At 46.6% G+C, this 23,828-nt stretch carries 21 protein-coding genes, 1 riboswitch and 1 other annotated feature; of the genes, 4 read left to right on the top strand and 17 right to left on the bottom strand.

All coding sequences use genetic code 11. The features are described from left to right. Position 1: 1 nt before the first annotated feature. The 12 genes from cls to ANCC_RS06265 form a co-directional block, all read right to left on the bottom strand. Positions 2 to 1,564, bottom strand: coding sequence for a cardiolipin synthase (cls, locus tag ANCC_RS06320; RefSeq protein WP_006568861.1), 1,563 nt, complete (start codon positions 1,562 to 1,564; stop codon positions 2 to 4). A gap of 288 nt (positions 1,565 to 1,852) precedes the next feature. Further along, positions 1,853 to 2,626 (bottom strand): HAD hydrolase family protein, encoded by a 774-nt coding sequence (locus ANCC_RS06315; RefSeq protein WP_006568860.1) that lies wholly within the window; start codon positions 2,624 to 2,626, stop codon positions 1,853 to 1,855. A gap of 48 nt (positions 2,627 to 2,674) precedes the next feature. Continuing rightward, positions 2,675 to 3,253: a thiamine phosphate synthase gene (locus tag ANCC_RS06310; protein ID WP_006568859.1), complete on the bottom strand. Its 579-nt coding sequence runs from the start codon at positions 3,251 to 3,253 to the stop codon at positions 2,675 to 2,677. Between the two features lie 14 nt (positions 3,254 to 3,267). Continuing rightward, complete coding sequence (thiH, locus tag ANCC_RS06305) at positions 3,268 to 4,365, bottom strand: 2-iminoacetate synthase ThiH (protein ID WP_006568858.1); 1,098 nt, start codon at positions 4,363 to 4,365, stop codon at positions 3,268 to 3,270. A 4-nt stretch (positions 4,366 to 4,369) separates the two neighbouring features. Further along, complete coding sequence (locus tag ANCC_RS06300) at positions 4,370 to 5,137, bottom strand: thiazole synthase (RefSeq protein WP_006568857.1); 768 nt, start codon at positions 5,135 to 5,137, stop codon at positions 4,370 to 4,372. Between the two features lie 2 nt (positions 5,138 to 5,139). Next, positions 5,140 to 5,781: a sulfur carrier protein ThiS adenylyltransferase ThiF gene (gene thiF, locus ANCC_RS06295; protein ID WP_006568856.1), complete on the bottom strand. Its 642-nt coding sequence runs from the start codon at positions 5,779 to 5,781 to the stop codon at positions 5,140 to 5,142. Further along, positions 5,774 to 5,974: a sulfur carrier protein ThiS gene (gene thiS / locus ANCC_RS06290; protein WP_006568855.1), complete on the bottom strand. Its 201-nt coding sequence runs from the start codon at positions 5,972 to 5,974 to the stop codon at positions 5,774 to 5,776. The genes thiF and thiS overlap by 8 nt, the downstream gene beginning before the upstream one ends. Before the next feature lie 633 nt (positions 5,975 to 6,607). Continuing rightward, a complete protein-coding gene (locus ANCC_RS06285; protein WP_006568853.1) occupies positions 6,608 to 7,885 on the bottom strand; it encodes an amidohydrolase family protein in 1,278 nt (425 codons plus the stop codon). A 53-nt stretch (positions 7,886 to 7,938) separates the two neighbouring features. After that, positions 7,939 to 8,037: riboswitch (purine riboswitch) on the bottom strand. 57 nt (positions 8,038 to 8,094) lie between these two features. Further along, positions 8,095 to 8,301 carry an alpha/beta-type small acid-soluble spore protein gene (locus ANCC_RS06280; protein ID WP_009288761.1) on the bottom strand — a complete coding sequence of 69 codons (207 nt, stop codon included), beginning with the start codon at positions 8,299 to 8,301 and terminating at the stop codon, positions 8,095 to 8,097. A 64-nt stretch (positions 8,302 to 8,365) separates the two neighbouring features. Next, on the bottom strand, positions 8,366 to 8,536 hold the full coding sequence (locus ANCC_RS06275; RefSeq protein WP_009288762.1) for a hypothetical protein: 171 nt from the start codon (positions 8,534 to 8,536) through the stop codon (positions 8,366 to 8,368). Positions 8,537 to 8,657: 121 nt separating this feature from the next. Then, positions 8,658 to 12,218, bottom strand: a complete 3,561-nt coding sequence (gene addA, locus ANCC_RS06270) for a helicase-exonuclease AddAB subunit AddA (protein ID WP_006568849.1) — start codon at positions 12,216 to 12,218, stop codon at positions 8,658 to 8,660. Beyond that, on the bottom strand, positions 12,205 to 15,558 hold the full coding sequence (locus tag ANCC_RS06265; RefSeq protein ID WP_006568848.1) for a PD-(D/E)XK nuclease family protein: 3,354 nt from the start codon (positions 15,556 to 15,558) through the stop codon (positions 12,205 to 12,207). Before ANCC_RS06265 ends, addA begins: the two co-directional genes overlap by 14 nt. Positions 15,559 to 15,706: 148 nt before the next feature. On the opposite strand from ANCC_RS06265, the gene ANCC_RS06260 reads away from it, so the two are divergent. Further along, entirely contained in the window at positions 15,707 to 16,138 is a 432-nt protein-coding gene (locus tag ANCC_RS06260; RefSeq protein WP_006568847.1) for a hypothetical protein, read from the top strand. A gap of 90 nt (positions 16,139 to 16,228) precedes the next feature. On the opposite strand, the gene fic is transcribed toward ANCC_RS06260, so the two are convergent. The 3 genes from fic to ANCC_RS06245 all read right to left on the bottom strand — a co-directional run bounded on the left by fic (position 16,229) and on the right by ANCC_RS06245 (position 17,551). Further along, positions 16,229 to 16,834, bottom strand: a complete 606-nt coding sequence (gene fic, locus ANCC_RS06255; RefSeq protein ID WP_006568846.1) for a protein adenylyltransferase Fic — start codon at positions 16,832 to 16,834, stop codon at positions 16,229 to 16,231. 73 nt (positions 16,835 to 16,907) lie between these two features. After that, positions 16,908 to 17,270, bottom strand: coding sequence for a hypothetical protein (locus tag ANCC_RS06250; protein WP_006568845.1), 363 nt, complete (start codon positions 17,268 to 17,270; stop codon positions 16,908 to 16,910). A gap of 50 nt (positions 17,271 to 17,320) precedes the next feature. Next, on the bottom strand, positions 17,321 to 17,551 hold the full coding sequence (locus tag ANCC_RS06245; protein WP_009288768.1) for a helix-turn-helix domain-containing protein: 231 nt from the start codon (positions 17,549 to 17,551) through the stop codon (positions 17,321 to 17,323). Positions 17,552 to 17,733: 182 nt separating this feature from the next. Here ANCC_RS06245 and ANCC_RS06240 point away from each other — a divergent pair, with 182 nt between their 5' ends. Both ANCC_RS06240 and ANCC_RS06235 read left to right on the top strand, forming a co-directional pair. Further along, complete coding sequence (locus tag ANCC_RS06240; RefSeq protein ID WP_006568843.1) at positions 17,734 to 18,030, top strand: helix-turn-helix domain-containing protein; 297 nt, start codon at positions 17,734 to 17,736, stop codon at positions 18,028 to 18,030. Between the two features lie 33 nt (positions 18,031 to 18,063). After that, positions 18,064 to 18,313, top strand: a binding site (T-box leader). 93 nt (positions 18,314 to 18,406) lie between these two features. Next, positions 18,407 to 20,062 (top strand): 2-isopropylmalate synthase, encoded by a 1,656-nt coding sequence (locus ANCC_RS06235; protein ID WP_182483052.1) that lies wholly within the window; start codon positions 18,407 to 18,409, stop codon positions 20,060 to 20,062. A 70-nt stretch (positions 20,063 to 20,132) separates the two neighbouring features. Here ANCC_RS06235 and ANCC_RS06230 read toward each other — a convergent pair whose 3' ends face one another. After that, positions 20,133 to 20,774 (bottom strand): YigZ family protein, encoded by a 642-nt coding sequence (locus tag ANCC_RS06230; RefSeq protein ID WP_006568840.1) that lies wholly within the window; start codon positions 20,772 to 20,774, stop codon positions 20,133 to 20,135. Beyond that, positions 20,758 to 21,054 (bottom strand): DUF6514 family protein, encoded by a 297-nt coding sequence (locus ANCC_RS06225; protein ID WP_006568839.1) that lies wholly within the window; start codon positions 21,052 to 21,054, stop codon positions 20,758 to 20,760. Before ANCC_RS06225 ends, ANCC_RS06230 begins: the two co-directional genes overlap by 17 nt. Positions 21,055 to 21,187: 133 nt before the next feature. Here ANCC_RS06225 and ANCC_RS06220 point away from each other — a divergent pair, with 133 nt between their 5' ends. After that, positions 21,188 to 23,734, top strand: a complete 2,547-nt coding sequence (locus ANCC_RS06220) for a transglycosylase domain-containing protein (protein ID WP_006568838.1) — start codon at positions 21,188 to 21,190, stop codon at positions 23,732 to 23,734. Positions 23,735 to 23,828: the final 94 nt, after the last annotated feature.

Raw genomic sequence — 23,828 nt, 5'->3', positions numbered from 1 at the left:
CTTACAGAAGCGGTGCCAGGACACGGAGCACACTCTGCATCAGCCGCTTCACCATATTGCCCTGACAGTGTTCTTTTGTGATCAGCTCACACTGCTTAAACGTCTTCAGCATATCGATCTTGACTTCCGTCACCGCCAGGCAGTGATACATAAAGACTCCATTTTCAAAATGCAGGTAAAGACTCCGGTAATCCATATTAATAGTTCCTACGGTAGCAATGACGTCATCGCTGACAAAACATTTTGCATGAATGAATCCGGGCGTATACTGATACACTTTTACCCCTGCTTCCACCAGCTGTGCATAGTATGACTGTGTCAGCAAAAAGACAGTCGGTTTATCCGGAATTCCCGGTGTGACAATCCGCACATCGACTCCTCTTTTGGACGCCAGACAGAGCGCTGTCATCATTTCATTATCAATGATCAGATACGGCGTATAGATATATACGTAATCTGTGGCCGCATTGATAATATTGAGATACACATTCTCCCCGACTGTCTCTGTATCCAGGGGATTATCCGCGTAAGGCTGGATAAAGCCGTCGTCGACAAACCGTCCCTCATGGTGGCCGTGGGGCACAAACATGCCGTAGCCCTCATCGGTCTTCCGGATCGCATTCCAGACCTGGAGAAACATCACAGTAAAGTTCCACACCGCATCTCCGATGACCTTGAGTCCCGCATCTTTCCAATAGCCGAAGCGTTCCTTCCGGTTGATATACTCATCTGCCAGATTAAGCCCTCCGGTATATGCCGTATGTCCGTCTATGACCACTACTTTGCGGTGGTCCCTGTTGTTCCATGCAGTGGACACCAGAGGAATGATCGGATTAAATGCCACACAGGAAATGCCGCAGCGTTCCAGTTCTTTATAATACTTGTATGGGAGCAGATCAACACATCCCACATCATCGTACATAAATCGGACTTCCACACCGTCGTCCACCCGTTCTTTGAGGATCTCTAAGATCGTATTCCACATATATCCTTCTTCTACAATGAAGAATTCCATGAAAATATAATACTTTGCTTTTTTCAGGTCTTCGATCATCTCTTCAAACATGGCCTCGCCGGACGGGTAATACTTCGCCGAGGAATTCTGATAGATCGGATACCCTCCGGACGTATCGATATATTTTGCCTGTGCCGCCGCCTGGGGACTCCTCTGTCTTAAGTTGTTCATGACACTCTCGCTCTGGGACAGCAGAAAATCTGTCTCACCCAGAGACCGTTCCAGCTCCAGCCTCAGCTTCTTTGCCGGTTTTTTATTGCCCAGAGTAAGGTATAGAAGACCGCCGAAAATCGGGAAGATCAGAATCGGAATGGTCCACGCCAGCTTATAGGCCGGGTTCTCTTCTTTATTCACAATATATATCACCACTGCAACACTGACCAGCTGAAGTCCCCATTCAATGAACTTAGAATGTTCTCCGATCACCTGGGCCAGCCAGATCAGCCATGCTATCTGGAGCACAATAACGACGCCTACAATCACAAGGCGTCTCAGCAGGACCTTCAGCATCTTCGATATGCCCTTTTTCATTACTTTTAAAATTCTCATAACTCCTCCTGCTGTTCAATAGATCCTTAAATAAAGAACAAAGTAGGCAAGCCCACTTCAGCTCTTAGGCCCCTTAATCTTTGAGGGGCTTGACAACTTTGCGTGCCAGATGCGATTTGACGCTGTCAAATGATTTCCTTACGCATCTGTGTACAGCCCGCGAAGCGTTTTCATTTCATAGAGAAGGTCGTTGACCTTCTCTATGAAATGAAAAGAAGACCAGAAAATTCTGGTCTTACTATTCTATAATGATTTAAGGAATCGTGTCAAGAAGGCTTCTTATCCTTTTTAAATCCAGCCAAAGTGCTCACATGCCTTTTTAATCCCGTCATTTACATTGGTGTCCGTCACATAGTCTGCCTTATCTTTCAGATCCTGGCAGCCGTTCCCCATAGCGATGGAAAACCACTCAGGGCTGAACATATCCAGATCGTTATAATCATCTCCGAACACGACTACATCTTCAAGAGGTCCGTTTAAGTGTTCCATCATTTTTATGATGCCCTCTCTTTTATTGTCCGGCTGGAACATCAGGTATTCAGGCTCAAACCGCAGATGTCCGATGAGATCTTTTGTTGTCAGACGTTCTTCCTCTTCTTTCGGAATTGCTACGTATATTTTATAGAAATCTTCGACCTTATGTATATCCAGAGTATCATCGATAATATAGCGGGTCGGCTCTTTTCTCTTGCCCACCTGTCTTAAAAACAGATCATCGGTCATATAGACATCCTTCGTATCGTCTACAGCGATGCACCATCCGTATCCGAGTTTCTCTGTCTCCTCAATGATTTTAATGCATCCTTCTCTGTCCAGAGGAATATTCTCCACAAACTCATTGTCAATGACAAATCCGTTTCCTCCATTGCAGACCATATTCTTAAAACCGTTGGCCTTTATAAACAGATCCGCTTTATAATGTGCCCTTCCTGTTGCGATTGCCACAAAATGTCCGTTTTCCTCCAGCTTTTCCAGTGCCTCCAGTGCGCTTGGAACTACCTGGTTGGTAGAGCGGTCGGTCAGTGTTCCGTCGATGTCAAAAAAGCAGTATTTCTTTTTCATAAGTACCCTCCATCTTGATATATTTCTATTTCAAGTATGCCCCAGCACTCATGGCTTGTCAATAATTTTAGGAGACTTCATGAAACCTGACATCATACACCCTCCGGCGGCTCCTGTATCTAAAACATCCCCTATATTATACGGAGTGATCCCGCCGATGGCATAGACCGGAATAGACACGGATTGTACCGTTTCTCTCAAAAACTCAAGCCCCCTTGGCGGAACACCCTTTTTGCAGTCCGTCTGAAATATATGTCCGGCAATTACAAACTCTGCGCCCATCCGTTCTGCCTCCACTGCCTCTCCCGGGGCATGAATGGAAGTACTTACATGAATATGCTGATCAATCTTACCTGCATTCTCCCGAAATACAGGGTACGGCAGATGGATCCTGTCTGCTCCCAGGCCGCGGGCCGCATGAAAGTACTTGTGGAGAGTCAGCGAAGCCCCTGTTTTCCTGCATATTTCCATACACCGGGCTGCCAGTTCCCCGTACTCTTCTTCCGAAAGATCTTTTTCCCGCAGGATGATCGTCTTTAACCCCTGTCCCGCGAGAGTCTGCACCGTCTTTAAAAACTCACCGCCGCATTGTTTCCGGTCTGTGACGGCGATCCACTCCTGATTCATGTCAGCCTCCGTTTCTAGACTCTCACATAGTCTGTATAGATACCCTGCATGCCTCTGCGGTCAAGCATATTTACGACTTCATCCACACTTCTCGGATCTGAGATCACAAACTGGGCGTCTCCCTTTTCCTCTTCTTCGTGGCCTCCGACCCCTGTGCTGACCCCGGCGGAAATTTTCGTCGCTGCCATGCCGACCACATGGTCGCGGAATCCGGCCCGTTCTCTCGTAGAAATCGTAATCCCCGCAAACGGCATGAAGATGCGGTGTGCCAGCATCACTTGCAAAAGCTGCCTCTCATGGACGTCTTTTGCATCGTTGGTTTCATTGTTCTTATATGGTCTGAGCCGGGGCACAGAGAAGGAGACTTCCGCCCGGGGATATTTTTTCTGGAGAAGGGACGCATGGATTCCGGAGGCGAATGCATCTTTTCTAAAATCATCAAGCCCCAGCAGGGCTCCGCATCCCACTCCCCTCATACCGCCTTTTAACGCTCTTTCCTGGGCATTCAGGCGATAAGAAAATACTTTTTTCGGACCGCTTAAGTGAACCTCATCATAGGTCTTCGTATTATATGTCTCCTGATAGACGCTGACAAAATCTGCACCTTTATCGTGGATATATGCGTATTCATCCACGTCCATCGGATAGACTTCAATACCAATGGTGGAAAAATATTTCTTTGCCAGCTCTACGGCTTCTCCGATATACTCTACTCCTGACGCCTTTTTAGATTCCCCTGTGAGAATCAGAATTTCTTTCAGCCCTGTCTTTGCGATAGCCTTGTATTCCCGCTCAATCTCCTCCATCGTAAGCTTCGCCCGGTGGATTTTATTCGTGCAGTTAAATCCGCAGTATACGCAGTGATTGACACAATAATTCGCGATATAAAGGGGCGTGAAAAGACAGACAGTATTCCCGAAATGCTTCATTGTCTCCTTTTTTGCTCTCCTGGCCATAGGCTCCAGAAACTCCATGGCAGCCGGAGAGAGCAGTGCCTTGTAGTCCTCAGCACTCACTGTATCCTTTGAAAGGGCTGTGAGCACATCGTCTTTTGTGTAAAGATTGTAATCATATCCATTATACGCCTTTAATACTTCTTCTAATATCTCCATCGGCCTAGTCCTCCAAAAATCCTGTCAACGGAGATGATGCATCTCCTCCCTGATAAAGAACACGTCCCAGCCCCGCAAGGTATGCCTTTCTTCCGGCATCCACTGCCATTTTAAAAGCCTTTGCCATGGATACGACATCTTTTGCTGTTGCCACCGCCGTGTTTGCCAGGACCGCATCGGCTCCCATCTCCATTGCCGCACAGGCCTCGGACGGCTTCCCGATTCCGGCATCCACGATGACCGGAAGATCGATATCGTCAATCAGCATCTGGATAAATTCCTTCGTCAGGAGTCCTTTGTTGCTTCCGATCGGTGCTGCCAGAGGCATGACCGCGGCGGCTCCTGCATTTTCCAGGTCTCTTGCCGTATTCAAGTCAGGAGTTACATACGGAAGAACCGTGAACCCCTCGTCTGCAAGAATCTCCGTGGCTTTGATAGTCTCTGCGTTGTCAGGCATCAGATACTTGGTGTCCCGTATCACTTCGATCTTGATAAAATCACCGCAGCCAACTTCTCTTGCAAGCCTTGCAATGCGCACAGCCTCCCGGGCATTTCTTGCCCCGGAGGTATTTGGAAGCAGTGTCACCGTATCCGGTATGTACTCTAAAATATTGCTGGAACCTGCCTCCTTTGCCCTCCTGAGCGCCATGGTAACGATCTGGGCATCAGCCGCATTTACAGCCTCGGCTGTCTTTTCCAGACTGAACTTTCCGGTTCCAAGCAGAAACCTTGATGTAAATTCCTTTGTTCCGATTTTTAATGTATCACTCATCTTTATACCTCTTCTTCTCCTAAAATCAGCCGTACTGCCATATTCGCCTCATGTCCCGCACAGATGGATACTCTGGCCGCGGTCAGGGATTCTTCGTCGGATATCCCGTGTGTCCCGTCTCCGCACACATAAAGCCGTTTCATTTTCTTTGCCGTTTTTATCTGATTCGAGCTGTAAGCCCCGGCCATCCCGCTGCCGGAAATAACGGTATTGCCAGGCAGCTGAGACAATATACTGTTGACCAGGTCCGCTTTCGCCTCCGGCGAGTCAAATGCTTCGCAGATAATCGGATATGGCCGAAACAGCTCTGCCGCATTTTCTCTGGTAACCCTTCCGTCAAAAAACTCCAGTTCAATCCACGGGTTGATCTGGCGGATCAGTTCGCTCATGGCTTCCGTCTTTTTCATTCCGATCTGGGAAATGGTGTATGCCTGCCGGTTTAGATTGGATGGATCTACCCGGTCAAAATCTGCCAGAAACAGCTTCCTGATCCCCGTTCTTGCAAGCATCAGGGCTATATTGGAGCCAAGACCCCCAAGACCCGCAACGGCCACGGTTCCTTCCCTGAGCCTTTCCCTCACTTCCGGCGTCTGACGTCCGGCCAGTTCCTGTTCAAATCGTTCTCTCGTCAGCATCTCATCCACCGCCTACGAAACTGACAATCTCCAGTGTATCCGCCTCTGTCAGCATAATTGTCTCATACTCGGCCTTTGGCGCGATCTCTCCGTTTCTTTCCACCGCAATGTGCTCAAGCCTGTAACCCTCTTTCAGAAGAAATTGCTTCAGAGTGGTCCTGCCGGCTTCAAGGCATCTTTCTTTTCCATTGACACGCATCATAACTCTCCTTTCGTTTCCCGGAGCTACAAACGAAAAAAAGATGAAGCGTAAGCTCCATCTCTGTGTTCTATCGATTGAAAACTCCCTACGCTAGTGCTAACTAACAGGTTCCATGAATCTTCGGGTTATACCCTCTTCTCAGCCGATAACATCGGTTCTCCAGTTTTACTTGTTTATGAAATTATATGACAGACATTCCTTCTCTGTCTTACGAAAAACTATTATAATCCTGAAACGTAAAAAATTCAAGTATCTTTTTGGTTATTCGCGGTCCCCTCTATGTCGTTTGCGCTTTTTTAACCCACGCCGGGACTCAATATGCTATAAGTAATACATCAGAACATTTGCTTTTGTTTCAACCTACATGGCAGAAGTTAAATAGATAAAAACGCTTTTTCATTAGATCTAGAATGAATATAGTATCATAAATTCGTTAATGATTGTCCCCCAATGGTTAATAAATATTACTATAAAAATCTGCGAAATCCTTAGTTCAAAAATAATTTAGTATATCTGATAGATAAAGTTGAATCTCCTCCATCTTTATTGGAAAAGCAAATGTAATGATAATCGAGTCATCCTCCAGGGACTTCCTCTTAATCGGTCCCTGGAGGATGACTTTTTTCTGTCGGATCATAAGCGCTCAAATATCTTCCTTCCGCCCACATATTTCGCTGTGATCTCTTCTGTTCCGCTTAAATACATGGCTCTTTCCATCCGCTGGTCCATCTGAAGATCGAGTGCTGTTCCCAGAGAAGCATCATTTAAAACGACAGCGTCAAACTCATATCCCTCCTCGAAACTTCCAACCTGCCCGAAAAAGCTTCCGCCTCCCTTGGTCCCAAGATAAAACGCTTCCGGGGCAGACAGCGGTTTTTTCTTTTTATCCAGATATCTCCAGTACATTTTTGATACCTGTACTGCATCTGTCATCACCCGCAGCATCGAAAGGCTGGCACCCCCGGCCATATCGGTCCCAAGACCCACATGAAGCCCTTCCTCCAGCATAGTTCTCACCGGAGCGATCCCTGAGGAAAGATTCAGATTGGATTGGGGACAATGGGCCGCATAGACACCTCTTGCTTTCATCAGTGCCCTCTCCTTTTTTCCGGAGTACACACAGTGAGCCATAACCGTCTTTGCTGTGCCGCCGAAAAGCCCGAAACGGTCATAGGCATCTCCATAGTTTTCAGACCATGGAGCCAGTTCTTTCACCCACTCCACCTCTTCCGGGTTTTCTGACAGATGAGACTGCACATACAGGCCGGTCTCTCTCTGGAATTTCCCAAGCTGCTCCATCAGTTCATCGGAGCAGGAAGGCAGGAACCGCGGCGTCAGGATCGGCCTCATCATCGTCCTGTCTTTCACAGTCTCATACCACTTTCTGGTCTCCTCGGCGGATGTCCGGGCATCCTCTTCCCTGTAATCATCGGGACAGTTCCGGTCCATGCATACCTTCCCCGCAAACCCGCAGATCCCTGCTTTCTCAAGCAGATCCATCAGCAAAACCGCAGCCTCCCTGTGAATCGTCGCAAACACATTGACTCTGGATGTTGCACTCCTTCTCAGATCTTCTGTAAATATCTCATAGGCTTTTTTGGCATATTCAAGGTCACCGTATTTTGATTCTTCCGGAAATGTATAAGTTTCCAGCCAGGGAAGCAGTTCCATGTCCATTCCGATCCCCCGGAAGGAATATTGGGGCGCATGGATATGAAGATCACACAGTCCCGGAAAAATAAGCTTTCCGCTGTAATCCTCCACTCTGATCCCCGAAAATCGTTCAGGTAGTTCTCTCCATATTCCCTTCACCTTTCCGTCCCCGCAGACCAGATAAGAGTCTTCGTGGCACCGGAACTTACCGGGTTCAGGCGTATAAATAATATCTCCTTTTAAGGCAAAATTTTTCATCGGTCTATCCTCCTGATCTGATGAACGCAAAAAAAGTTATTCCCCATTTAGAATATAAAAAGGGAATAACTTATAGTCCGGCTTTCGGAAGCCTGGTAGAAACTCCCGGGCCGTTATCCCGGGAATATATAAGTCTTTTGTATCTTTCTCACAGAGTCATCTTATCAAAGTAGTTTCCAGCTGTCAATCTCCGTGTTCAGGACAACGGTTTAATCTTCTGCTTCCTGTGTTTTCTGTCTCTTTCTCTTGGTCATCAGGCCGCCGATCCTTCCGGTCTCGCTGGCAGAAAGAGCTTTCCAGCCCTCCTCCTTTACTTTGTCAGCCAGTCCAAGTTCCACAGCGATCTCGTACTTTAACCGCTCATCTTCTGTCATCTCTTCAAATGACTTTTCTATAAAATCTTTTTCTTTGGACATCATGTACTCCTTTCTCTTATCCCCCGGCTTTTGCCGGTCCTATATAGGATAACCAAAGAAAGGCCTAGTCATTCATCTGTTCTATGACAATATGTCCTGTTTCATTCTCACTTACTTTAATCTTATCTTTCACTTTTGAGATGTTTGATGTGCCTGCCAGCAGAGTTGCGGCCAGGGCAAATGTTAAACTCTTCTTCATCAATTCTTCTACTGAAAGCGTTGCTTTCTCTGACATGGTCATCACTCCTTTGCTTCATGTCTGATTCGTTCTTTGCTTTCCATGTTTTTATGATAGCAGAAAAATGTGATTTCCCTATGCCCAGTTTCTTAAAATTATCTGACGGGATGTTAAATAATTATAAACTGATGGCTTTCCTGAGAGGAATGGAGTAAATGTAACATTCTTTTACCTTTTTTTGCTCCATCTGTTCCAGCGCTTTTTTGTAGTACTGAAGCTGTGCCCTGTACCTTTCTGCAAGGACCTCCTCTTCCCCGGGTTTTACGCGGTCTGTCTTATAATCCACCAGGACAAGTTCCCCTTCTTCTTTAAAATACAGGTCGATGATCCCCTGGACCACCACATAATCACGGCTTTTCGCCTCCGGTTCCATCTCACTGAACTTTACTCCCATGACAAACTGAGCTTCCTTGTACTGTTCTTTTCGCCCTGCAGCTTTCTTGATCCGCAGTCCCAGATCGGAGTTAAGAAAAGCCAGGATGTCTTCCCGGGGAATCAGTTTTTCCATCCCTTCCTCAATCTTTTCTTCACTGCTCCACCGACTGATTTGTTCTTCCAAAAGCTCCGGTGTATAGTCCAGAGAAAAATCCATAAGTTCCAGTACTTTGTGCACTGCGGTACCTCTGGAGGCCGGAGAAGCTTCTTTCTTCTCCTTCAAAAACTTTGGATACAGCCGCTCTTTCTGCGGTTCCGGCTTGTATGACTCCTCAGGTTCTGCCGCCTGAGACATTCTTTTGATCTCAGAAACAGAATACTTCAGCCTGCCGTCCCTTTCTTTGTCATACGGATACCGGTACGCAAAGGCCTCCCGCATGCCCTGCGCCTCTTCTGATCCTGCCATGGATTCCAGCTCATCCGTTAATAACCCCCTGTCTCTGTAAGATGTGAAAACTTCTTCTGCGCTTGAAAGCGCCACATCCTCCTCTGAGAGAAAATGGATTTCAAAAGGACTCTCCTCCATATTTCCGGCAGCCATGAGAAGCCACTCCAGATAAGACCTGGCGCTCAGCAGATCCACATAGGAGACCGGCCCTTTGCCGCCGGGCTGATGGCGGCTTCCCTGTACTCCCGTCATGATAAGTTTTTCTTTTGCCCTTGTGAGTGCCACATACAAAACGCGCAGTTCTTCTCCAAGCGAATCCTTCACCAGCTGTCTTGAAATCATGCCTTTCATAATGGTCGGCTCTTTCGTTCTCTGCCTGATGTTCACAAGATCCGGTCCTATAAAATAATCCGGATGAAACAAAAGGCTGCCGCCCGTGTCCCGTAAATTAAATTTCTTGTGTGTTTTGGCAAGGAATACAATCGGATATTCCAGTCCCTTGCTCTTATGGATACTCGTGATCGTAACCAGGTTTTCATTTCCGCCCAGTGTATTGGCCTCACCGAAATCCATTTGATATTCTCTGCACTGTTCCATATAGCGGATAAAATGAAATACCCCTTTGTAGCGGCTGGCCTCATAAGTCTTCGCCTGCTCTGCCAGCATCAGAAGATTTCCCTGGCGTTTGGCGCCCTGAGGCATAGCCCCGACATAGTGATAATACCCCGTAAGGTCAAATGCCAGCCAGAGCAGCTCGCGGAGGGACAGGAAGGTTTTCGCCTCCCTGAGCCTTTTCAGCACCGAAAGTGCAGTGTCCGCCTTCTCATCTTTCCCTGCTGCCTCGGTGAGGCAGTCATACATATACTTTTTCTTTCCGCCAAGTTTCAGTTTCGCCAAATCCTCCCCCGTCATGCCGATCATGGGAGACCGGAGAAACGCAGCCATCTCGATGTCCGCATACAGATTATCCACCACAGTCAGAAGGCTCAGCACAGTGCGCACTTCCACCGTATCAAAGTACCCGCTCTGGCTGCTTGATATGGCCGGGATGCCGGCGTCCATTAACACCTCCTGAATCTTCTCTGCATTTCCTTTCACAGACCTCAGGAGAATAACAATATCTCTGTATTCAGCCTTCCGGTAAACTTCACTGCCTTCCTCATCATAATCCAGCACCATCTGAGGTTCAGGCCCGTCCACCATCTTTTTGATCCGGTCTGCGATCATCCTGGCCTCCAGCACATCTTTGTCCTCCTCAGATGCATCGTTCCAATCTCTGCTGACCAACAGAAGTTCCGCATTACCGCCTGCACCACCCGACTCCTCATAAGGAAAACTTGGCACCAGAGCCACATCCTCTGTATATTCGATATTCCCAAGGGATGCGTGCATGATCTGATAAAAAATATCGTTGACCGTAAAAAGCACTTCCCTGCGGCTCCTGAAATTATTTCTCAGTTCAATGAGTTTTGAGTTTTTCCCATCCTTTTTAAATCCGTGATATTTCTCTATGAACAGCTCCGGTCTCGCGAGGCGGAAGCTGTAAATGCTCTGTTTGACATCCCCCACCATAAAAATATTGTGTTCACCAAGGCTTTGTCCGGACACACTCCTTAAAATCGCATCCTGGAGAAAGTTGCTGTCCTGATACTCGTCAATATAGATCTCATGGAAATATTCTGCTTTTTCTTTCGCGATCCCGCTGACGATTGGAGTCCCGTCCTCCGAAAAGCCCGAGGTTAAAAGTTCCAGTGCCAGATGTTCCAGGTCACTGAAATCTAAAAGGTTGTCCAGCTTTTTGCGCTCCATGAAGCGGTGATAAAACTTTTCTGTCAGTCCGATAAAGCCTTCCATAGGCTGCCGTACCCTGCGGATCTGCCGGATGATCTCACTTTCCGGCTTATAAAAATAGCTGCTTCTGATAGAATCGATCAGGTCATAAGCCTTTTTTCTCAAATCCTTGCAGTACTCCTGAAGGTCTTTGTCAATGATATCGTCCTTTTTCTTTCTTCCGTTCAGGCGCGGTTTTGTAAAGGATAAAAACAGCTCTCCGAAATCCTTATATGACTCTGCACTCCGGATCTCTTCCATGGTTTCCAGATCTGCCGTGAGAGTCGGAAGGTAAAAATACGGTCCCCCGGTCTCGGATGCCGCTTCTTTTGCCTTCTTCATTATAGCACAGGCGGATTCCGCCACCGCCTTCGCATCTTTCAGGATTTCCTTCATCCAGACTGCCCGGTGAAGTTCTTCCTTCGTACGGATCTGAAATCCCTGTCTTGCCTGTGAAAGCCAGAGAAGCGGATCGATATGACTTCTGGAACTCTCATAGAGCCCCAGGACATAGTCTCTGATCCGGTCATCGTTTTTCCCCGGAATATAGCTTTCGATAAATTCCACGAAAGCATCGCTCTGTTCGGCGTAGGCCTCCTCCAGCACATCATCCAGCACTTCCAGCTTCATAAGGTCCATCTGTCCCTGGTCTCCAATCGCAAAATTCGGGTCCAGATCGAGCTTGTAGTAGTAATCTCTGATGAGATTGAGACAAAAGCTGTGGATCGTCGTAATCTGAGCCTTGTGAATCAGAGAGAGCTGACGGATCAGATGTTCATTTTCCGGGTCTTCCTCCACCTTCTTTTCTATGGCTCTGCGGATCCTCTCCTTCATTTCATTGGCCGCAGCGTGGGTATAGGTCACCACCAGCAGACGGTCCACATCCACCGGTTCCTCTTTTGACGATATCTTTTCGATGATCCGTTCCACAAGCACAGCCGTCTTTCCAGAGCCTGCCGCGGCAGACACCAAAAGGCTGCAGCCTCTCTCCTCTATGACCTGCTGCTGTTCTTTAGTCCAAGGCATCGTCTGCCCCCTTTCCCTCTGCTAATAACTCCTTTGCCTCAGTAAGGCCGATCTTCTCAAGTTTTCTGGATTTCATCAGTTTTGGCTCATACGCACAAATACTTTTGAATGCACAGTAATCGCACGGCATTGACTGATATTCATACGGACTTATAGAAATATCTCCGTCCATCATAGCCTCTCCGAGCTGCTTCATTTTTTCTTCCACCTTCCGGCCCAGATTCTTAAATTCATTCGTGGAGAGCAGCGCAGATCCTTTTTTGTATCCCGTTTTTGTCCTTGTGACCGGAAGGGTTACGATTCCGTACTCATCCTCCTGCTCCAGATGCTCCACGAGTCCGAAATCCTCATTCACAACTCCCCTGAGCTGAAGATTTTTGAGAACTTCTATCTCAGGCTCCCCGTCTGTTTTCGGCGCTATGACCGGATCGTCCACGTGAAAATAAAACATGCCTGCCGGGACCATCCGCTTTTCGGGGTACTTTTTCCCTTCCAGTTCTAAAATGGCATTCATATAAACGACCAGCTGTACCTGCAGACCATTTAAAATTTTTGTAAAGTCAAACTGCATATTTCCGGATTTATAATCGATGATCTTTAAATATAGATTCTCCTCATCCTCATAGCAGTCCACCCGGTCGATCACCCCGGTAAACTTCATCTTGGTGCCGTCCTTCAGGGAAAGGTTTGCACAGGAGAGACCGTCGTCCGCAGAAAATCCCAGTTCATATTCATACGGAGTGAATTCTCCTCTTTTTATCTGCTGCTCCACAGCCCAGACGGCCCGTTTTGCCATCCTCCTGATCCGCTCCTTTGTATATTGATTCCGGCTGCTGCTCTCAAAAATCTCCTTTTTATCCGGATCTTCATCCAAGGCACGCTCTACCATGGAATCCACAAACCGATCCCGTTCCCTGTCATCTTCCCAGTCCCAGCTTCCTTCCTGCCCCACAAACTGCAGAGTCCGGTGAAATACCTGTCCCATATCCATAGGCAGGATCTCATGTACCAGCCGTTCCCGAAGCCGCAGTCCGTACTGAAGAAAATGGGCAAAGGCGCAGCCTGAGAACTTTTCTACGCGGGTCACGCTGTTTTCCAGTTCCTTACCGTAGAGAAGTGTTGTCAGATGCCTGTCCAGGTTCTTTTCCTCATTGCTGTAGAAATATGCATCCAGATACGGTGAAACCAGCTTTCGTTCATTTAAGACTTCATATAATGCGGCCATCTCCTGATCCGGCTTTTCCTCGCCGAGTTCCTGAAGTTTTTCAACAAACCGTTCTCTTGCCTCGCTGACGGAATAAACTGGTGTCTCTTGCAAATCGAGGTCTTTTTTCAGCCCGGGAAACAGCTTTTCAATTCTTCCAATCAGATATGAAGGAGCTTTGCTTTCCCCGGAGGAATCCATAGAAGCATAAGTCAGATACAGCTTTTCATCCGGCTTTGACATGGCCAGATACAAATAGTACTGCTCCATGTACGCCTGGTTTGCCGCCCCGGGTGCAAGGGAAATTCCGGCTTTTAAAAGTTCTTCTCTCTGAGAGTCCGTCACGAGGCCTCCGCCTTTCGACGGCTTCGGCACTACTCCCTCATTGATGCCGGCAAAAAACAGAACCTTAACCCCTTCCACTCTCGTCCGCTCGATATCTCCGACGATTACCTGATCAAGCCCCGGCGGAATCACGCCCACCGTCATCTCTGAGAGCCCGGTCTCCAGGACCGCGCAAAATTCATCAAAAGAAAGCTCTTCTTCTCCGAGAATCTCCGCCATCTGGTCCATGATGTTTAAAACTTCCCCATAGATCTGATCATAGGTTTTGGCCATAGCCAGATCCCCGGCCGCTTCAAATTCCTCTTTTTTCCTCTCCATCTGTCCCTGGATATCCAGAGTGAGAAAGAACCCGTGAAGGTGCGTAAGTCTCTCTAAAACAGTGATTCCCCGCTTCCTGATCCCTTCCTTGAACGGACCGGTCTCTTTCATAAATGTTTCCCTGGATTGGTTGATCTGTTTCATCTCTTCCTTTGTAAACGCCCGGCTTTTAAAAGGCCTGTTCCACCGGGCATATCCCCGGATGCCGGAAGCGATCACAAAGTTTTCAAGGAGATCGGTCTCCTCTGGTTCAAGGGCAGAAAATCCTGATTTTAAATACCGGAATACCATCTCATAAGAAAAATCCATCTGGATCATTTTCAGCGCAGAAAGAATCGTTTCCACGCATGGATTATTCCTGAGTGCCCTGTTCCCGTCAATAAAGCAGGGAATGCCGAAATCCTCAAAACATTTTTCAAGTTCCGGCTGATACGTTTCCATGTCACCGGTCAGCACGACCAGATCTTTGTACCGGTATCCTTCCTTCCTGACCAGATGTTCAATACAGCCCAGTATGTACCGGCTCTCCTCCTTTGGATTCTTAAGACAGCAGACTCTGATGTCCTTTGTCTTACCCCTGTACACATGAAAAGGATACCGAAACAGGTTCTGCTCCAGATGGCGCAGTTCTTTTGATCCCGCAGCATTCGGGTGCAGAATCACATCCGGCAGTATGGGGACTCCCTGTCTTACCGCCATCTCTTTTAATTGAGAAATCTCTTTTTTGGGCATGGCAAACAGCTCATAATCCCTGTACGGCCCTCCGGCACGTTTCTCATCGATGGTAAACGCCGCCACAATTTTTTTTGCATACGGCAGCAGTTTCTTGAGTACTTTATTTTGTATGGGTGTAAATCCGGTAAACCCGTCAATATAGATCGTGGCACCTTTGAGTTTTTCGGATTCCGTGATCTTTTGAGCCAGTACGTCCAGCAGCTGTTCCGATACCAGATAGCGGTCCTTCATATAGTCCTCAAACTTCTCCAGGACCAGGACGATGTCTTTCATCTTCAGCGTCAGGCTGTCCGTGTTCTCAAAAGATTTTACGGCCTCCTTAAGCTTTTCCAGAGACACATCATACTGGTAGGTTTCCGCAAAGAAAGACTTCATCTCATCGATAAAGCCCTGCTTTTCCATGCCTGAACCGAACACGAGAAGATCCTTTCGGCACTCCCCCATGACCTTTCTTATGACCATGGATTTTCCCTCGTCATTGAGCAGTTCTTTGGGAATATAGGAAAGCTCCTCAAACACTCTGTAAGAAAGGCGGTAGAATCCAACCACGTCGATGTTCATAGTCCCGTGATTCGGATGCCTGGTGATCAGCTCCCTCTGCGCATTCAGCGTCGACTGGTCCGGAACGAGAAAAAAGAAGTTTTCATCCCGATTCTCCATAGACTCTTTTATCATCTGCTGATATATATAATCCGTTTTTCCTGTGCGGCCTGCGCCCAGGACACACTGTAATGCCATCGGCTTCCTCCTGTCATGTTATTTTCATTTTCGGCTTCTATTATACATGAAAACCGCCGCCCGCTCTACATGGAAAAATTTTTTCCGCACAGTTCTATTCTGCCTGTCCGGACCATATACTATAATAGAATCTTTTTAGGAGGACCCTATGTCAGCAAAAACGAAAATCGTCGTATTTAAGGCGAAAGAACTAATCTACACCGGCATCTTTGTCTTGCTTGGAATCTTGCTTATCCTGCTTTTGATTTTTATGTTTGCTCCGTCCAAGGAACATAAGAAAAGCACGGAGACTATGGAGTACATAGAAGGGGTATATTCCTCTCCTCTCACACTGGGAGAAAATGAGCTGGAAGTGGAAGTCACTGTTAAGGACAACAAAGTCAATCATGTTGCTTTAAAGCATTTAGATAAAAGTGTAAAAACCATGTACCCTCTGATTGAACCGGCCCTGGGTGAGATCAACAAACAGCTTCCAAAAGTAAAATCTGTGGATGACATCCAGTTTGATGATGAAAGTCAGTATACCAACACCATCTTAAAACAGTCCATCAAGAATGCCCTGAAGCAGGCACAGAAATAAAAATTTTTATTTTAGAAAAGAAAAAGACACAGCTGCCAGAGTCTCAAAAACGCTCTTGGCTGTGTCTTTTTTGTGACGGATCTCTTTGATTTACAGTTCTTCGGCTTTAAAAGTTGTATATCCCTCATAGTAGTAGCTGTGATCAATGCCCTTCATATAGACTTCACGGCTGTTAATATCGTTTGTCAATGCCGGTCTGAGAATGTGTTTAATCTCTATATCCCTCACAGGGCTGCGCTCCATAGCAAGTAAATAGTCTTCTTTATCCACCTGACTCCAGTCAACGACCTTATGAAGCTCATTTTTAAGTATCAAATCGAGCCAGATACGAGTACTGCGCCCATTGCCTTCTCTGAAAGGATGAGCAATATTCATCTCTACATACTTTTCTACAATCTCTTCAAAGGTAGACTGCGGCATTTTATCAATATTCTCAAGAGCAGTTTCTAAATACATAAGCGGAGCAAAACGAAAATTTCCTTTTGCAAGATTTACCTTGCGGATCTCACCAGCAAAATCGTAAACATCCTCAAAAAGATATTTGTGAATTGCTTTCAGCGAAGAAAATTTTCCTGCTTCCAACTGATCAAGCAGACCGGTTTCAAATAACGCAACAGCTTTTTTCTTGCTGATTCTTTCTTCTTCACGGGCAAGGTCAGCAGAATTATCAATTCCTAATTTATTCTCAAGTGCCATGCTGCACCTCCAACATTTAATGACTTTTTCTACTTCATTATATCACTTCCCTAAAAAGAAACAACTCAGTCCGTCAGCCCTTTAAATATTGGCCCTTTTCCATCCAGTGTTCCACTCCCTCAGCAAGGTCAAATACAATGATACCCTCTTCCCCCGCTTCTGACGCCTCATGAAGGTCCTCCCCGGAGCCCAGGCGGATCTCCCCGATCCGGACAGATGCCGCAAAAAGGCCGCTGCAGTCAAGCAGCTGAGCCTCTTGTCCGGCCACATGCTGTCCTTTTACAAAGGATACGGACATCACAAGCCGGCCGTTTTCTTTATAGATTCCCTCCACATAGGCCAGACTCCCTGCCTCTTCATGAAGCCGGCAGACTCTCTCTTTCCCTTCCTCATATTCTCTGGTTGTATGAACTTTAAATCTGTCCAGAAATCCCATCTCAGTCTCCTGTCTTTTTTAAGTTGATTATAATACAACCAGGTAAAAACTCAACGCCCGATTTGATTTATTTCAAGAAATTCTTCAAACTCTTCCATATTGCCTCCCAGCTCCTGAATCAGCGGGACGATAAATGCAAGCCCGGTCTTTCTCCCATGCAGAGCTTCTGAGATCCTCGGATAGGCGATCCCCATTCTCTCCGCAAGCTTCCTCTGTGTCAATTCCTGACGGATCATCTCAATCTTTACCCATTTTTCAAATTCCTTATACGACTTTATCATTAGCCTCTCCTTTCCCTCATCCGACTGTAAGAAACTTACATAAATTATATCTCTATACGTAGAGAGAGTCAAGAAAATGGTACAATTTTCCACAGTATTTTCGTTACAACTTCGTTTACACTAAATTTCATCTATGCTACAATAAACGAGTAAATTTGTTACACGCCAGAGAGGGAAAATGCATGAAGTTTGCAGAAAATTTAAATGAATATCTGGACAGCCATGATATTTCCAATTATCGTATCTATAAAGACACAGGCCTGTCTGACAGTCTGATCGGATACTGGAGAAAAGGCCAGAAGCAGCCGACTCTGGAGAATCTGGTCATTCTATGTGATTATCTGAACGTTTCGATCGATTACCTTGTCGGCAACATCTCTGCCAGAGAAGAAAAACTGCTCCACTACTACCGCTGCCTGTCCCCGGAAAAGAAGGACGAAGCAGATACCTATATGAATAATTCTGCCATTGACACATAGAATGAAGTGTGGTAGATTATCATTATTAATAATCCAAATGCTTTGATGAGGAATAGTAGGATATAGAAGGCATTCAGAGAGCCGCTGGCTGGTGAAAAGCGGCTGCCCGGTATATGTGAACTCGCCTCTGAGCAGCGTGCTGAACAGCCAGTAGGCATCGCCGGTTCCAACCGTTATATTGGGAAGATATCAGTTGTTTCAACTCGTATCGGTAGTGAGTGCACGCGGTTATGGCGTGAATTAGAGTGGTACCACGGAGTGTCTATGACCCTTCGTCTCTATCCAGAAATGGAAGGAGACGAAGGTTTTTTTTCGCCGTATTGCACGAGTGCAGTCTGTTTTTTATTCTCAATTAATGAAAGGAGATTTAATATCTATGAATTCAGAAAAATATAAACGCCAATACTTTATGCCTCCTGAAGAGTGTCTTGACTGGGCCAGAAAAGAGTACATAACAAAAGCTCCGGACTGGTGCAGCGTGGATCTTCGGGATGGAAACCAGGCACTGATCATCCCGATGAGCCTGGATGAAAAAGTAGAGTTTTTCAAATACCTGGTAAAGGTGGGATTCAAGGAGATCGAGGTAGGATTCCCCGCCGCATCCGAGACAGAATACACGTTCCTGCGCACTCTGATCGAACAGGACCTGATTCCTGATGACGTCACAATCCAGGTGCTGACACAGGCAAGGGAGCATATTATCAAACGTACTTTTGAAGCTTTAAAAGGGGCGAAGCGTGCCATCGTTCATGTATATAATTCTACTTCTCTCGCCCAGAGGGAACAAGTTTTCAAAAAGTCCAAAGAAGAGATTTTAAAGATTGCCACGGACGGCGCCAAACTCCTGAAAAAGCTGGCAGACGAGACAGAAGGGAATTTCCAGTTCGAATACTCTCCGGAGAGTTTCACCGGAACCGAAGTGGAATATGCGCTGGAAGTGTGCAATGCGGTCCTGGACATCTGGAAGCCGTCTCCGGACTGGAAAGTCATCATCAATCTTCCGGTCACCGTTCAGCTCTCCATGACGCACGTGTACGCAAGCCAGATCGAATATATGAGCAAACACATGAAATACCGTGACAGTGTCGTACTGTCCATTCACCCTCACAATGACCGCGGATGCGGTGTGGCGGATACGGAACTGGCCCTTCTGGCAGGAGCAGACCGGGTGGAGGGAACGCTGTTTGGAAATGGCGAGAGGACCGGAAATGTGGATATTGTAACCGTCGCTCTCAATATGTATTCTCACGGAGTGGACCCTAACCTTGACTTTTCCAACCTTCCGGAGCTCACAAAAAATTATGAGCGCCTGACCCGCATGAATGTCTATGAACGCCAGCCCTATTCCGGGAAACTGGTATTCGCGGCATTCTCAGGCTCTCATCAGGACGCCATCGCCAAAGGAATGCACTGGATCGACGACCGCCATCCGGATTACTGGTCTGTTCCTTATCTTCCGATCGACCCGAAAGATATCGGCAGGGAATATGAAAGCGATGTGATCCGAATCAACAGCCAGTCAGGAAAAGGCGGTATCGGCTATGTGCTGGAAGAAAACTTTGGTTTCCATATTCCGGGCAAGATGAGAGAGGATGTAGGCTATACGGTCAAAGACGTATCCGACAAGCAGCACAGGGAACTGGTTCCGAAAGATATTCTGGATGTATTTAAGACCGTGTATGTTAACATATCATCCCCGATCGCTTTAAAAGAATGTCACTTTATCCAGAAAGACGGAGGCATTGAGGCCGAAATCTCACTTGAAAAATCTGGTGTGGATAAACTTTACCACGGAAGGGGTAACGGACGTCTGGATGCGGTGAGCAACGCGCTTCAGCGTCACAGTGATCTGGATTACTCCATCGTAAGTTACCAGGAACACGCACTCACTGTCGGATCGAATTCAAAGGCCTGCTCCTATGTAGCCATTCAAAAGCCAAACGGCACAGTGGTGTGGGGCGCAGGAATTCATGAGGATATCATCACAGCTTCCGTTCTCGCATTAATCAGCGCTGTAAACAGAATACAATAAATATTGAGCCGCGGGCAGACACCCGCGGCTCTTTTTCATCTCTGTTCATTGGCCACAATGATTGATTGTTTTAAAGTTTCTTTTTATCTGACACCGTATATTCGGTGCCCGCGTCCTGTATCTCTGCAGTACCGCCTGACAGGTCAATAATCTTCTTCTCAATCTGTCCGCATCTCGCTTCCGGTACCAAGTACTCCAAAGTTACTTTCTCTGTGTAATCCGTTTTTATGATAGGAATGTCTTCGGTCTCAAGAAAATACTGAATCTTTCCTGCTGCAGAATAATCACATCCTGTCCTGAATCTGCGCCCAAGACCCATGGTCACGATTCCTGCATCCTCCACTGCTTCCTGGGCAGCCTTCGTATATGCCCTCACGAGTCCCCCGGTGCCGAGCAGTGTACCTCCAAAATAACGGGTTACAACGATGACAATATTCAGAAGCTGACTGCCTGTGATTACTTCCAGAATCGGTTTTCCCGCCGTGCCGCTGGGCTCACCGTCGTCATTGGCTCTCTCAAGAGGTCTCTCAATGCCTGCACAAAATGCGCTGCAGTGATGCCTGGCGTCCCTGTATCTGCGCTTTTCATCCTCTATCACCGCCAGCGCCTCTTCTTCCGTGGAAACCGGCACCGCAATCCCGATAAATCTTGACTTTTTTTCTGTCACCAAAGACTGTCCTGTTTTCCGGATCGTTTCATAGTATTCCTTCAATTTTCTCCTCCAACTCCATCACCGCATCCAAACTCTCAAAAAAAGAAATCGGTGTCACTTCATATTTGATCAGCAGCCGAATGAAATGTTCTGCTTCCTGTCTGTTCAAAAAGGCCTCTCTTACCTCTTCTGTCTCAAGAACTTCCGGCTCTCCGGTCGTTCTCTCCAGTGCGGCGCCGTAGCTTCCTCTGGCAGAATCATTCAGCATATAATAGGATACTACAAATCCGCCCCCATTTCCATCTTTCAAATAATTCGTTCCTAATTTCTCCTTCTTCATCTTTTGTTCCTCCTCTTTTGTAAAAAATCTATAACTCTCCTCAAACGTGATTTCAATAAAATACCCTTCATGCGGGCGCGTTATTTACTTGTTATTTCTTATTTGTTATAATGCTAAACATAGGAGGTCTTACATGAACTTTAACAAGCAAAAATCAAAGCAAAAAAAGGATACCCTTTCTTCACCGAAATTACGGCGCAGTTCGCACCTTACGCTTTTTTTCTATAAATATGCACTGGTTGTCATCATCGCACTGATCGTCACGGCCGCCGGTCTGTCCATAGGTTTCATCCGCGGAATTTTAAACAACACCCCGGATGTCTCTCTGGATTCGATCCACTCCAAAGGTTTTATCACAATGATTTACGATAAAGACGGCAAGGTGACAAGAAAGCTCTCTACCAGTGATTCAAACCGTGTCTATGTATCGCTGGACAAGATCCCGGCAAATCTTCAAAATGCCTTTATCTCCATAGAGGATGTGCGGTTTTATAACCACAATGGTATCGACATGCGGGGCATTGCCAGATCCTTCTTCCTGGGTCTCAAAGAAAAGTCTCTGGACCAGGGCGGGAGTACCATCACCCAGCAGCTTGTAAAAAATAATATCCTGGGAATACAGCCTGAAAAAACTACGATCGAACGCATAGAGCGCAAGATCAAAGAACAGTCCCTGGCTCTGGAATTAGAAAAAATCACTTCAAAACAAAAGATTCTGGAAGAATATTTAAATGCGATCAATCTGGGGGAAGGCACATTAGGAGTGCAGACTGCATCCCAAAAATACTTTAATAAAGATGTATCAGATTTGACTTTGTCAGAGTGCACCGTGCTGGCCGGCATCACAAAGAACCCAACAAGAATGAACCCGATCACACATCCTAACAATAATGCTGCCCGGAGGATGTCGATTCTGAAAATCATGCTGGAAGAACATTATATCACAAAAAGTGAATATTCGGAAGCAGTGAATGATAATGTTTATGAAAGAATTCAAAAGATCAATGCAAGGCAGCAGAAAAACTATACCGCCAACTCTTATTTCGATGATGCACTGATCCTTCAGGTGGTCCATGATCTGAAAGATAAACTTGGATATGATGAGACAAAAGCCTACAATGCCATTTACAGCGGAGGTTTAAAAATATATTCCACACAGGACTCCAAGATCCAGAAGATCGCAGATAAAGTGACCAACGACCCGAAGAACTATCCGGCGGGTACGAAAGTGGCTCTGTCTTATTCGCTGACAGGCACAGACAAAAACGGTAAGGAAGTCAGTTATTCGGAAAACGATGTGCTGAGTTATATGAAAAAGCATAAAATCGGTACCAGCCTCATATTCGCAGACAAATCATCTGCCGAAAATATGGCCCGCAAATTCTCCAAATCCTTAAAAAAGAATGGGGTCAGTGTGATCAACGAGCAGGTTTCTACAGTGATCCAGCCACAGATTTCCATGACCATCATAGACCAGCGCACCGGACAGGTGGAAGCCCTTGTAGGCGGCCGCGGAGTCAAATCCGAAAATCTGTCTTTAAACCGCGCTACCGGTACAACAAGACAGCCCGGATCAACCTTCAAAGTACTATCCACATTTCTTCCGGCGCTGGATATGAAAAATATGACATTGGCTACCGTTTACGATGATGCTCCGTATGAATATCTCGATACGGGGCGCCCGGTCCGCAATTATTACAGAGGCTACCGCGGTTTTTCTACCATCAGGGAGGCAATCACGAATTCTATGAATATTGTGTCTGCCAAAACCATGGCTGATGTAACACCGGAAGTCGCCTACGAGTATTTACAGAAACTTGGCTTTACCACCTTAGTCGATAATAAAACTACGGCAGACGGCAAAACCTTTTCCGATGTCAATCAGTCCATGGCTCTGGGCGGCCTGACTTACGGAGTGACCAACCTGGAACTCACAGGCGCTTTTTCTGCAGTGGCCAACGGCGGCACATACCATCGGCCTTCTTTATACACGAAAGTTGTGGATCAGACTGGAAAAGTGCTCTTAAACTCGTCTTCTTCCGGCACTCTCGTTATGAAGGAATCGACTGCTTTCCTTCTCACCGATGCCATGAAGGATGTGGTCAAAAAGGGAACCGGTAAACCCGCTGCACTTTCTTCAGGAATGCCTGCAGCAGGAAAAACCGGTACTACGACCAGCGATTACGACTACTGGTTTTCCGGATATACCCCATATCACACCGCCTCTGTTTGGATGGGATATGACAGGAACACATCATTTTCTTCCGGCAGCCAGCACGAAAAAATCTGGAAACTTGTCATGGACCAGATTGTAAAAGAGAAAAACGAACCGGTGAAAGATTTTTCAAAGCCAAACAATATTGTCAAAGCCCGGATCTGCACAAAGTCAGGAAAACTGGCCGTCAAAGGCATATGTGATCATGATCCCAGAGGCAGCATGATAAAGACAGAGTACTTTGCCCTGGGAACCAAGCCAACCAAGCCCTGTGATATCCATGTGGCCGTAGATATATGCAAAGAATCCGGATATCCTGCCAACAACGCCTGCCCGGAAAATCAGCTGCTGCGGAAAATCTACATTACACGGCCAAAGGGCAGCAGGGGCATCACAGACGACACGCAATATCAGATCCCTGATCTGTACGTAAAATATATGTGCGGCCTGCATATTCCGGAATAATTAATTCCTGATTTCCCTGCGCATCTGTGTACAACCCGCAGAATTTTCCTATGAAACAAAGATAAGAGCGTTTCTGACAGCAGAATCTGCAGTC

It is taken from the genome of Anaerostipes caccae L1-92 (assembly GCF_014467075.1).
Classification (GTDB): domain Bacteria; phylum Bacillota; class Clostridia; order Lachnospirales; family Lachnospiraceae; genus Anaerostipes; species Anaerostipes caccae.
The sequence above is the reverse complement of the archived record's forward strand: the minus strand, read 5'-3'. Positions and strand labels throughout refer to the sequence as shown.